The sequence below is a fragment of the Arthrobacter sp. R4-81 genome (assembly GCF_054792365.1).
Genome location: NZ_CP096445.1, coordinates 2,340,965 through 2,353,358 on the forward strand (window position 1 = coordinate 2,340,965; position 12,394 = coordinate 2,353,358).

Consider the following 12,394-nt stretch of genomic DNA (forward strand, 5'->3'; position numbering starts at 1 on the left):
TCCGTATCGTAAACAGACTAGGAGTGCCGACAATGACCGACGTACTGCGTGCAGGAATCGATTCCCGCACGGCTAAGCCCACCCGGGTTGAGGCGGTGGCTATCAGCCTGCGAAATGAGATCCTACTGGGGTTGAGGTATCCCCGCGAAAGGCTCGCGGAAGTCGCCCTGGCGGAAGAGCACAAGGTGTCCAGAGGCACCATCCGAGAGGCCCTGCAGCGCCTTGCCGCAATGGGATTCGTCGTTGGAGAACCTCACAGAGGATTCTCCGTACGGGAATTCACTTATGACGATGTCATAGGGCTGGGCGAGGTGTTCGCCATGCTTGAACTCCAGGCAACAAAGAGCATTCAATTCCCAGTCAGCACCGCGACTCTGGACGTCATGCGCGAAAGCGCTGAAGCGATGGAAGAGCTCGAGCTTCCTCGTGATTGGGACGCCCTCTGGGAACTCGATCGGAAGTTCCACGGCTCGCTCGTGGCTGAAAGCAAAAATCCCTGGCTTCTGGATACGTGGCAACGACTGCAGCCCTTTCTTAGTGTGATTACCGTCCCGCTCTTGCGTCCGGGCGTGCCGTACCCCGGCCAATTAGCCACCGCACGCCATCTTGAGCTCCTGGAAGCCATAGCGGGCGGTGATGTTTCGGTTGCACGGCGAGCGATCGAGGACCATTACCACCAACACGACGAGCACATGATGGTCCCGGAACAGCGGGCGGTGACAGTCCCGAAGAGAGGCTGAACGGCTGCTCAGAGTCTGCTTCACAGCGGGCCTAGTCTACAACGCCTGCAATCCTGTGGTGACCCACCGACAGCACGTCCAGAGTTCCACACCTGCCGGAGACCACCAACAGGTCCCTCCCAAAGCCCTGCAGATCATCAGTCCACCTGCCGGGTATTGCCCTGGCCTATCGCATCCGGTTGACGGGCGAAATTCCCGCCATCGGACCGACCTTCCGCCCCTGGGATGGCCTGCAACTTGAGGTCTGGCAAGCGATGGCAAGCAAGCGTAGCGTCTATCAAAGGATGCTAGTGGCTTGACCACAGGGCCAAGGCACGCTGTATGTGATGTGTGGGAGGCGCTGGAATGGCCGGATGGAATGCTGATACTGCCGCCGGTGCGATCGGGGTAGGTACTGTCACCTTGGTCGAGGGTTCGTCCTTCTGCATCTCCTTGCAGAACGGGGACATGCACTCCGAACAACCACACGGTCTTTTCGTCCAGGACACCCGTATCCTGTCCGGTTGGAGCCTGACCATCAACGGCCTGCCGCTTGAGCCGCTGACAGCCCTGACCCTGGAGCCCTATCGCGCGCTGTTTGCCGGGCGCGTTCACCGTTCCGACGGATATGCAGACAGCCCGCTGATCGTGGAGCGGCTACGTGAGGTGGGGGCCGGCGTCCAGGAGCAGATCACCCTCCGCAACCACTCCCGCGAAGAGGCTGAATGCGTGATCGCCCTGAGAATCGAAGCGGACTTCGCGGACCTCTTCGAGGTAAAGGAGGCTCGGATCCAGCGGCGCTGGAACAAAACCAGCCAAGTCGACGCCGACAATCTCACCATCCGGGCCGCCTGGCAGGACGTCCGGAAGGGCATCACCGTCCACGCACCCGGAGCAAGCCTTGCACCGAGCACCCTCACGTACCGGCTGTCCATTCCGCCGCACGGTTACTGGAGCACGGTCCTGACCGTGGTGCCCAACAACGAGGGAGCATTTTCCGCAGCGACGTTTGTCCACCCTGACGGGGACGGATTGTCCCCCCGCGATCTACGCCGACAGGAATGGGTGGCGAAGATTCCCGTGCTGCAGATGGGAAACCAGTCCATCCAACGGACACTGCGGCGCAGCTACGACGATCTGGGCTCCCTGCGAATAGAGGACCCGGACCACCCGGACCGCGTAGTGGTGGCCGCCGGAGCGCCCTGGTTCATGACCCTCTTCGGCAGGGACGCGCTGTGGGCATCCGAGATGGCGATGCCTGTCGATCCATCCCTGGCCCTGGGCACACTGCAGACGCTCGCTGACCGCCAGGGCAGCCTGGTGGATCCGGTGAGCGAGGAGGAACCGGGCAAGATCCTGCACGAGGTACGGCTCGATGTTTCCAGCGGGTTGTCCCTGGGCGGGAAGTCCGTTTACTACGGAAGCGTCGACGCCACTCCCCTGTTCGTCTGCTTGCTCGGGGACGTCAGCCGCTGGGGGTTTGCCCCGGACACCATCGCCGCTCTCCTGCCCCACGCGGACAGGGCCATGGACTGGATCCGGGACTACGGGGACAAGGACGGAGACGGGTTCGTCGAGTACGAACGCCTAAACCCCCAGGGGCTGATCAACCAGGGTTGGAAGGACTCCTGGGACGGCATCAACTTCGCCGACGGCACCTTGGCCGAGCCGCCGATCGCCCTCTGCGAGGTGCAGGCCTACGTCTACACTGCCTACATGGCGCGGTCGTGGATGGCGTACGACGCCGGCGACACAGCTAGAGGCAATGAACTCGCCGCCAGCGCGGCGGAGCTGAAAAAGCGGTTCAACGAACAGTTCTGGATGCCGGACCGCGGATACTATGCAGTGGCCCTCGACGGGAAGAAGCGGCAGGTCGACGCGTGTGCGTCCAATATGGGCCATTGCCTGTGGCACGGCATCGTGGATGAGGACAAGGCACCGCTCGTCGCCGAACGGCTTATGTCTCAGGAAATGTTCAGCGGCTGGGGCGTCCGGACGTTGGCCAGCGACATGGGCGCGTACAACCCAGCCAGCTACCACAACGGCTCGGTCTGGCCACACGACAACGCAATCATCGCAGCCGGCCTGCTGCGCTGCGGCTTTGTCAAGGAGGCACAACGGATCTCCACCGCCTTGCTTGAGGCCGCCGATTTCTCCGACGGCCGGCTGCCCGAACTGTTCTGCGGATTCAGCCGGCACCAGTTTCCCGAGCCTGTGCCCTATCCAACGGCGTGCTCACCGCAGGCTTGGGCAGCGACAACACCGATCATGCTTGTAACCAGCCTCATGCGGTATGACGCAGATGTTTCCAAAGGGGGCCTATGGATGGACCCGGTCCTCCCGGAGTCCTATGGCGACCTCCACATCGGCAACGCTCCCATGGCAGGCGGCCGCATCACCATCGGCATCACAAATTCCGTGCCAGGAGTACAGGGGCTGCCTGACGGGATGGTGTTCCATCAGGGGCACCGCCCATGGCTGACCGAACTGGTGGATCAGGCGGGCCGGAGCCCAAAGCGCTAGCAGGACTATGCGCTCAGCTTGCGCTGGGATCGAAACAAAAGAAAAAACATGTCCGACAATCTTGTCGAACCAAGTGGTCTGTGAGTACCATTACATAACGACGCTCCGCCGCCCCAGAACCTTCGGCGCATGAGCAATGCAAGCGATCAAAGCAAGGTATGGGGCCTCGGGTTTGCGCGCTTCAATCGGAGATAGGCGCACTGATGTGACAGCGACACCCACGCTGCATCCCCTTGGTCATTTGAGCTGGAACAGCAAAAAGGAATGTTATGCATACGGAATTCGACGTTGCCGTGATCGGCTTGGGGGCCATGGGGAGCATGGCGCTCTGGCAGCTCGCTGAGGACGGCTTAAATGTCGTCGGGTTTGAACAGTTTGGGATTGGCCATGATCGGGGTGCCGTTGGAGGCGAGTCACGATTGTTCCGGCGGATGCAGACCAGCGGTCCGGAGTACAACCCCGTGATAGATATGGCTCGCAGTCGCTGGGAGAACCTTCAGGAGTTCTCGGACGTCCAAATCCTAACCGAAACTGGAGGCCTCATGATTGGCCGTCCGGGTGATTCACGGATGGTTGCCGCTCAAGTAGCAGCGGAAAAGGCCGGTCTTGAGATGGAGTACCTCAGCGGGCTGGACATGGAGAATCGCTTCCCCGAGCACCTGCTTGACCAGGGCGAGATTGGAATGTTTGATTCCACCCAGGGATACATTCGTTGCGAACAAGCAGTTCTGACGGCAGTCGCTCGCGCAAGACATCTCGGAGCCCAGGTCCGGGACTATTCAAAGATCTCCATTAAGCACGCTTCGGCGGAGGGTGTGGTGATGACGGATGGGCAAAACGAGTGGACTGCCAAAAAGGCAATCGTGACCACCGGTTCTTGGTCCGGGGACAATCTCCCCTCTGAGCTTCGGGACAAAAGCCGTGCCGGCCGTATCAAGTTGACTTGGTTCAGCCCCCTGCCCGGGCATGACTTCAGCGCAGAAAACTTTCCTGTCTTTCAGCGTTTGGTTGATGACGGGACCCTTTATGGAGCGCCGAGCCTTGATGGTGGAGGTTCAGTAAAGATCGCTCCCGGCGGCGCGCCCACGCATATGGCCGGACCCGATGACTACTTCCGCGGCCAGACTGTGGATGAGATCCAAGACATGGAAAGACACGTCGCAAGGTATTTTCCGGGACTCAGCAAGAGTCCGATAAGGGCATGTGCCTGGACAGATTTCTATGTGGATGACTGGATTCCTTTCCTCGGCTTCCTGCCCCGCAGCGAAAGTGTTCTTCTGGCAAACGGCTTTGCGGGATTCGGGTTCAAGATGTGCCCGGGAATCGGACGAATCGCAGCGGACATGGTTCAGGGGAAAAAAGATAGAAAATTTCAATTCATGGAGCCCACGCGCTCGATCGGCTCCCACGCAGGTAAGGCATGATAACTATGCATAGTGTTCAAAGCAAAGAAAATAATCGCAGCCAGGAACCGGCGCATCGGAGCGAGGTTCCCGAAGACTCATTTCCCATTGTCCGTCAACGCCATGTCGGGAAAATTGTGGCTTCGATCATTGTGGCGGGGTTGGCCCTCGCAATGCTTATTTCCGTCCTGCTGAATGAGAATCTTCGCTGGGATGTAGTGGCTGAGTATTTCACCGCCCAGACTATTCTTGAGGGCATATTGCTGACTCTTTGGCTGACAGCGGTCTGCATGGTGCTGGGGACCGTGCTCGGTGGCGTCATCGGTGTTATGCGAATGTCAAAGAACAAGCTGCTCAATTCAATAGCAGGCTTTTACGTGTGGTTCTTCCGGGCCACGCCCGTTCTTGTTCAGCTGATTTTTTGGTTCAATTTGTCTGCACTCTACCCAACACTTGGCGTCGAGCTTCCGTTCGGTCTGACTTTCCTGCAGGTGGACACGAATGTGGTCATGACGCCCATTGTTGCTGCCATCCTGTGCCTGACCCTCAACGAGGCAGCCTACATGGCTGAAATTACGAGGGGCGGATTCCTGGGCGTCGATTCCGGCCAAACCGAAGCGGCGAAAGCCCTCGGCATGGGAAGGCTCAATACGCTCAGGATTCTCATACCTCAAGCCATGAGAATGATCATTCCCCCCACCGGTAACCAGGTCATTTCATTGCTCAAGGCCACCTCCCTCGTGAGTGTGGTGGGTATCGCTGATCTCCTGCACAGTGCGCAGCTGATCTACGCCTCCAACTACCAAACCATTCCGCTGTTGACCGTCGCCGGACTGTGGTACCTGATCATCACTTCGATCCTTAGCTATTTCCAGAGCCGAATCGAACAGCGTCTCGCACGAGGATTCACGCCCCGGAATGCTGTGTTGAAACGGGAAACAGCTCAGCCAATTGTGGCCCTACAAGAAAGCAACAACAACTGATGACTTACGATAAAGTTCTCGAAGTCAAGAATCTGCGCAAACACTTCGGTGACAATCCGGTATTGTCAGGAATCGACTTCTCAATGAACCGCGGAGACGTGGTCTGCCTTTTGGGACCCAGCGGCTCAGGCAAATCAACTCTTTTGCGCTGCGTGAATCTCTTGGAAAAACCTGACGGCGGAAGCATTTTCGTCAACGGTGAACGCATGGGTTACGAACTCAAAAATAACAAGTACTACGAACTGAATGAGAGCGGAATCGCCCGTCAACGGGCCCGAATCGGAATGGTGTTTCAAAAGTTCAACCTCTTCCCTCACATGACCGCTCTCGAAAATGTGTGCGTTGCCCCTGGCTGGGTTAAAAGGGAAAACAAGAGCGAGATAGTGAAACGCGCCCACGCTCTCCTGAAGCGGGTGGGCCTCGAAAACAAATCTGACTACTATCCAAGCCAGCTCTCCGGCGGGCAACAGCAAAGGGTCGCCATAGCCCGAGCCCTGGCCATGAACCCCGAAATGATGCTTTTCGACGAACCAACGTCCGCCCTTGACCCCGAACTCGTCGGTGAGGTTCTGGAGGTCATGAAGGAACTGGCCACTGGAGGAACCAGCATGGTCGTCGTTACTCACGAAATCGGCTTCGCCCGGGAAGTGGGTGATGAAATCGTATTCCTCGACGGCGGAGTCGTCGTCGAAACAGGTAACCCGGCCGAAGTGCTGCTACATCCCAAAAATAGCCGGACCAAAGAATTTCTCAGTCAAGTTCTCTAAAACGTTCGCTGGGAAGTCACCGAAGACTCCCAGCCGGCGCTCTAGCAATATTCCAATCCCCATTTTCGTTAGTTAGGTGCAAGATCACTATGAAACTTCAAACGACCAAGAATCGCCCGCTCCTGTTGAGTGCAGGGCTGGCCGCTGTTGTCCTGGCTCTGACAGCATGCGGAGGCACCGCGGCATCGACCGAGTCCGGCGCGTCAAAGAAACAAGTTGAGGTTCAAGGGGCGATGCCGGAACCAGCCGATCCCAAGTCCGTGAAGGAGTACACCAGCGTTGACGGAATCAAGGCCTACGAGCCTGCTGCCTCGCTGGTACCCAAGGACCTCCGCGAAAAAGGAGTTATCGTTTTCGGCGTAAGCCCAACGAATGCCCCCACCTCGTTTACCGGCTCAGACGGGAAGACGTTTGTCGGAATGGACGCGGACATATCACGCGCACTGGGAAAGATCCTCGACATCCAGATTGCCTACAAGAGCTCGACCTTCGATGCACTCATCCCAGGACTGCAGGCCAAACGCTTTGATGCTGTCATCGCCGACATGGGTGTGACCGTGGACCGTTTGAAAGTAATCGACATGGTCGGCTACGCCCGCGGCGGGTACGGCATTGCCACCAAGCCAGGAAACCCACTCAACATTGGTGAGAAGAGCATGTGTGGGCGCAAGATCGCGGTGACTTTGGGAAGCATCCAGCAAGTAACAAAGGGACCGGCCTACAGCGCCGACTGTGTTGCAAGAGGGGAAGCCCCCATCAACCTCATTTCCGTCCCCAATGGGCAAGAGATGTTTCTTCAGGTGCGCAGCGGCCAGGTAGATGCCGCCTACGCTGATGGACCGGGTGCGGCCTGGGCGAGCAAACAGAATCCGAATGAGATGGAACTGGGGGCCACAATACCGGGAACCATTCTTTCCATGGCGCTGCCAGGTGGTTCTGAACTGACCCCGGCCCTGGTACAGGCCATAAAGCACCTCGCCAGCTCGCCCGAGTACAAGGAGATCCTTAAGAAATGGGGCCTGGACTATGCCATCCTCGACGCCCAGTACCTCGACTCCTACAAAGCCGTCCCGACACCTCCCCCCGCAGCGCTTCCCACTAAATAATCGCATAGGACAGGAGCAATACTTTCTCCAGCCCTCATGAGTATGGACATCCGGTATGTCAGTTGACATGCCGGATGCTCATTTAAGGATCCTTCTGCTCACCACCTGGCAGGTTACGCACTTTGCGGTAAGCGACGCTCGTGGAAGAGGTGAAGCCTCACATACATGGTTTAGGACATACCCTGGAGGGCCGACGAAGAGCAGGTGATCCCCTCCTGCGCCTCCTTGAGCGCAGAGCTCGGCAGGCCCCAGACCATGAAAGCTCGGCAGGGTCTGCTGGATGCCGGCCCCGACATCAATCAGGTAGCCGTTGAGGCCCAGGCCCAGCGCTCGCCCGCTCATGCCACACCCTGCAGGTGCCGGGGGGGGGTGGCAAATAGTCCTCTGACTCGCGGTTCGCCTCAGAAACCAGAATATTCTGGCCTAGTATTTGCCTTTGACACCGCGGTCAGATGGTTGCAGTCACGCTCAGCCGCTACCTGGTCGCATAAAACGCAACAGCCGACGAGGCAGCGACGTTGAGCGAGTCGACACCGTTCATCATCGGAATTGTTACGCGCGCGTCGAGCATGTGGTCAGTCTCCGGCTTCAGCCCATCGCCTTCAGTTCCGAAGACCAGCGCCAGGTTCGGATGGTCCTGGGCGACCAGCTCATCGAGTGTAATGGCCCCTTCGCCAAGCGACATGCCGGCCACAAAGTAGCCTGCCTCCTTGAGGACCTGAAGATCGCCAGGCCACGACTCGATTCGCGTCCACGGCACCTGGAACACCGTGCCCATCGACACCCGGATGGAGCGTCGGTACAGCGGGTCGGCGCACTCGGGCGAGACCAGTACAGCGTCGACACCGATGGCTGCCGCGCTGCGGAAAATCGCTCCTACGTTCGTATGGTCGGTAAGGTTTTCAAGGACCGCGATCCTCGATCGTCCTCGAAGATGAGCGGTTTCCTGCCTTTGTACTTTGTATCCACTCACGTTGGTGTGGTCCACGATGTCTTCAAGGACCGCCACTCGGCGTGCGCCGGCGAGCAGCTCACTGAGCGGGACGGGCGCAGGACGTTCCATGGCAGCCATGGCGCCGCGGTGCAGGTGGAACCCGGTGATCGCTTCCAGCAGGGCCGCGCTTCCGATGAAGGCTGGCACGTCGGGATACTGCTCGAAGACGTCGCTGAGATCGGCAAGCCATTTCTCCGCCAGGAAAAAAGATCTGGGACGGTGACCGGCGGCCAGAGCCCTTCTCAGAACCCGCGAGGACTCCGCGATGTACATACCCTCGGCAGGCTCCCGGATCTTGCGGAGGTGGACATCCGTCAATTGGGTGTAATCGGACACCAGCGGGTCATCCGCGGATTCAAGGTAATGGAAAGTCACTGCCCGATTATTCCAGCAGATTCGCGATCATGAAGCCCAAGGCAACCAGCCCCAGGGTGAAGATAACCCCTCGAAGGACCGTAGGGGAAAGCCTGCGGCCGACGTTGGACCCGAAATAGCCGCCGATGACCGAGCTGACGGCGATGATGCCGACGGCCGTCCAGTTGATCCTGTCGAAGGCGAAGATCAGATAGGAGACTGCGGCTATCATGTTCACCCCGAGTACCAGGATGTTCTTCATGGCGTTGGCGTTCTGTATTGTGCCCGTCAGGAAAATTCCCAGAATGCCCACGAGCAGGATGCCCTGGGCTGCAACGAAGTAGCCGCCATAGACGCCGGCAAGGTAGACCAGCACCAGAAGGATGACGCCGTGGCTTTTGTCGCGGAGGGCGTGCTCCGGATTCTCTTCACGCTCCCGGACCCACCGCTGGAGCCGCGGCTGGAACACAACCATCAGCAGCGCGAGGATTATCAGCACGGGCGCGGCATAGTGGAAGACCTGCTCTGGAAGCTGCAGCAACAACCAGGCCCCGGTGATTCCTCCGAGGAGCGAGGCAGGTAAGAGCCTAAGCAGCTGCTTTCCGCGGCCTACCAGTTCCTTGCGGTAACCCCAGGCCCCGGCGGCATTTCCTGCCACAAGACCGGTGGCATTACTGATGGATGCTGTCACAGGGGCCATCCCCAGGGCGATCAGCACGGGGAACGTAACCAGCGTGCCTGAACCAACAACGCTGTTGATGGTTCCCGCCCATAAGCCGGCCAAAAAGATAAAGATACCGCTGAGAAACTCCACGCTGTGACTGTTAACCGCCGCTTAGCGGCGCGCGGTCGCGGTGTAGCGCCCGGCGTTCACACTCACATCCAGCGGCAATCCGAAGGTCTTGCTCAAGTGCTCGGCGGTGAGGACCTCCTGGATGGGGCCGGAAGCCACCACAGCTGCGTCCCGCATCAGCATGGCGTGAGTAAATCCGGGAGGTACTTCCTCGAGGTGGTGCGTGACCAGCACGATGGCTGGCGCGGCGTCGTCCTTGGCGAGTTCGCTGAGGCGGTGAACCAGGTCCTCACGTCCGCCCAGATCCAGGCCCGCTGCGGGCTCGTCCAGGAGCAGGAGTTCGGGGTCTGTCATAAGGGCGCGGGCAATCTGGACCCGTTTCCGCTCACCCTCGGACAGCGAAGCAAAGGGGCGGTTAAGCAGGGGGCCCATCCCCCATTCGTTGAGCAAGGTGAAGGCCCGGCGTTCGTCATCCTTCTCGTAGCCTTCGCGCCACCGGCCGGTGACACCGTAGGCCGCGGTCACCACCACGTTGAGGACTTTTTCGTGTTCCGGGATCTGGTTGGCCAAGGCAGCGGACGACAACCCGATCCGGGGGCGCAGTTCAAAGACGTCTACTGCACCGAGGATCTCCTCGAGGATTCCGGCCATGCCGCTCGTGGGGTGAAGCCGGGCTGCCGCGATCTGGAGCAGAGTGGTCTTGCCGGCTCCGTTTGGGCCCAGAATGACCCAGCGCTCGCCTTCCCTGACCTGCCAGTCGACTTTGTTCAGAAGCGTTTTGGCTCCACGGACAACGCTGACAGCAGCCATTTCAAGAACATCACTCATAGGAGTAGACACTAGGACAAAATGGGGGGCGACTGATAACCGGACCTTGAACGAAACGAATTCGGGCTGTGCACCGGCGCTGACTAAGATTACAGGCATGACTCCGAACGTGACTGCGGTCAGCTACGGCCTGAAATTGTCCTCCGACAGCCTTGAGCAGCTGCGTTCGGTATTGGTTGAATCGGGAGCGACTCTGGCTGCCGAATCCACCGCGGGAGATGGCCGGTACGAAGTCCATACGATCGACTTCACTATGGAGCAGGGCATGGCCTCGGACATCGCCGAACTTCGGGAAAGCATCGCCGGCTCCAGCGCGCAAACCATGGACGTTGCGATCGTTCCGGCGTCATTGCGGAACGCGACGCGGAAGTTCCTGATCATGGACGTCGACTCCACGTTGATCCAACAGGAGGTCATTGAACTCCTGGCCGCCTACGCCGGAAAACGGGAGGAAGTGGCTGCAGTGACGGAAGCGGCCATGCGGGGTGAATTGGACTTCGCGCAAAGCCTTCACGCCAGGGTGGCTGTACTCACCGGGCTGCCTGCCGCCGTCGTCGATTCCGTGCGGGCCGAAGTGAGGCTTAGCGAGGGTGCTGCCGAGCTGGTCGCCGCATTCAAAGCAGCTGGCCATGCAGTTGCTGTGGTGTCGGGCGGATTCAACCAGATCCTGCAGCCGATCGCCGAAGAGTTGGGCCTTGACCACTGGATCGCCAACGAATTGGAGATCGTGGACGGCGCGCTGACCGGGAAAGTCCTCGGCGCCGTTATCGACCGTGCAGCGAAGGAAAAGTACCTGCGTGAATGGGCTGCGGCGGATGGTGTGGCGATGGAAAATACCATCGCAGTCGGGGATGGAGCCAATGACCTGGACATGCTGGGTGCGGCAGGGATCGGCGTCGCCTTCAACGCAAAGCCCGCCGTACGGGCCGTCGCTGATTCCGCGATCAACATGCCCTACCTTGATGCAGTCCGGTACATAGCCGGAGTGTGAGAATCCTTGCGGCGAGGCTGGCACTGCAAACAGAAAACCAGCCCCGCCGTAGAGATCAGGAACTTCCTGGGATCAGCTTAGGGTCTTGCCGAAGTAGTCGGCGCCGCCGACATATTCCGTGTGACCGGATTCGACCTCGGCTGTCACCATTTTGGCAACCTCAGCAGCGAATTCCGAGACGGAGTACAGCTTGCCTGCCTCGGCGCGGCGGGCCTCAATAGCACCGGGGTTTGAGCGGTCCAGGAGGGTCGCCGTGACGGTTCCCTCAATCATGTCCCCAGATACCACTACGAGGGAGATACCCTTCTCAGCCAGGTGCGGCACCAGCTCGCGCAGTGCATCTTCGCCGGCGCGCTTGCTTCTGGCCACGGGTTCGTATTCAGGCATGGTGGCGACGGAGTCGATGAAGTGCGCCTGGTGGCTTGTAACGAAAACCACACGGGAACCCTCGGCCATGAGCGGTGCAGCTGCGTTGAGCAGGTTGACCTGTGCATCGCGGTTGAGCTTCAGCGCGTAGCCCTCCTCCATGCCTGACTCCATTCCGCCGGAGGCGTTCAGGACAAGCACGTCAAGGGAGCCAAAGTTCTCCATCGCGGCTGTAACTAGGGCCTGCACACCCTCCTGGCTGGTCAGATCCGCGCCTACAGCAACTGCCCTCCCGCCGGCAGCCTCGATTTCAGCCACCACTTTGTTCGCCCTGGGAGCCTTTTGCCGGTAGTTCACGACGACGGCGGCACCCTCTGCCGCCAAGTACTTGGCAACCTCAGCACCAATACCCCGTGATGAACCCGTCACGATGGCGGTCTTATTGTCCAGCAGTCCCATACAAGCTCCTTTTGTCACAAATGTCTGAAGTCAGTTCGTCCGCAGTCCATCATGCCAGCGGCCCGCATGAATTCGCTTGTGCGACCTCGACAAAGAAGGACGCCCGCC

Annotated in this window: 11 protein-coding genes; 7 read left to right on the forward strand and 4 right to left on the reverse strand. The window is 59.4% G+C overall.

Going from position 1 to position 12,394, the window contains the following annotated elements:
* Positions 1-32 precede the first annotated feature (32 nt).
* From M1E05_RS11025 to M1E05_RS11050, 6 genes are all read left to right on the forward strand, one after another.
* Positions 33-740, forward strand: coding sequence for a GntR family transcriptional regulator (locus M1E05_RS11025; RefSeq protein WP_458114014.1), 708 nt, complete (start codon positions 33-35; stop codon positions 738-740).
* 345 nt (positions 741-1,085) lie between these two features.
* On the forward strand, positions 1,086-3,242 hold the full coding sequence (locus M1E05_RS11030) for an amylo-alpha-1,6-glucosidase (protein ID WP_458114015.1): 2,157 nt from the start codon (positions 1,086-1,088) through the stop codon (positions 3,240-3,242).
* A 269-nt stretch (positions 3,243-3,511) separates the two neighbouring features.
* Entirely contained in the window at positions 3,512-4,666 is a 1,155-nt protein-coding gene (locus M1E05_RS11035; RefSeq protein ID WP_461162935.1) for an FAD-dependent oxidoreductase, read from the forward strand.
* A 116-nt stretch (positions 4,667-4,782) separates the two neighbouring features.
* Complete coding sequence (locus M1E05_RS11040) at positions 4,783-5,628, forward strand: amino acid ABC transporter permease (protein ID WP_458114017.1); 846 nt, start codon at positions 4,783-4,785, stop codon at positions 5,626-5,628.
* Positions 5,628-6,395, forward strand: a complete 768-nt coding sequence (locus M1E05_RS11045; protein WP_457967218.1) for an amino acid ABC transporter ATP-binding protein — start codon at positions 5,628-5,630, stop codon at positions 6,393-6,395. Before M1E05_RS11040 ends, M1E05_RS11045 begins: the two co-directional genes overlap by 1 nt.
* Before the next feature lie 89 nt (positions 6,396-6,484).
* Positions 6,485-7,501, forward strand: coding sequence for a transporter substrate-binding domain-containing protein (locus tag M1E05_RS11050; RefSeq protein WP_461162936.1), 1,017 nt, complete (start codon positions 6,485-6,487; stop codon positions 7,499-7,501).
* A 475-nt stretch (positions 7,502-7,976) separates the two neighbouring features.
* Here the strand turns inward: M1E05_RS11050 and M1E05_RS11055 are convergent, their stop codons facing one another.
* Genes M1E05_RS11055 through M1E05_RS11065 form a run of 3 tightly spaced genes read right to left on the reverse strand, consistent with a single transcriptional unit; the run spans position 7,977 to position 10,470 of the window.
* Positions 7,977-8,870: a TrmH family RNA methyltransferase gene (locus M1E05_RS11055; protein WP_461162937.1), complete on the reverse strand. Its 894-nt coding sequence runs from the start codon at positions 8,868-8,870 to the stop codon at positions 7,977-7,979.
* Between the two features lie 7 nt (positions 8,871-8,877).
* Positions 8,878-9,663, reverse strand: a complete 786-nt coding sequence (locus tag M1E05_RS11060) for a sulfite exporter TauE/SafE family protein (RefSeq protein WP_461162938.1) — start codon at positions 9,661-9,663, stop codon at positions 8,878-8,880.
* Between the two features lie 21 nt (positions 9,664-9,684).
* On the reverse strand, positions 9,685-10,470 hold the full coding sequence (locus M1E05_RS11065) for an ABC transporter ATP-binding protein (protein WP_458114021.1): 786 nt from the start codon (positions 10,468-10,470) through the stop codon (positions 9,685-9,687).
* Between the two features lie 97 nt (positions 10,471-10,567).
* On the opposite strand from M1E05_RS11065, the gene serB reads away from it, so the two are divergent.
* Positions 10,568-11,461, forward strand: a complete 894-nt coding sequence (serB, locus tag M1E05_RS11070; protein ID WP_461162939.1) for a phosphoserine phosphatase SerB — start codon at positions 10,568-10,570, stop codon at positions 11,459-11,461.
* 72 nt (positions 11,462-11,533) lie between these two features.
* Here serB and M1E05_RS11075 read toward each other — a convergent pair whose 3' ends face one another.
* On the reverse strand, positions 11,534-12,286 hold the full coding sequence (locus M1E05_RS11075; protein WP_458114023.1) for an SDR family oxidoreductase: 753 nt from the start codon (positions 12,284-12,286) through the stop codon (positions 11,534-11,536).
* Between the last annotated feature and the right edge of the window lie 108 nt (positions 12,287-12,394).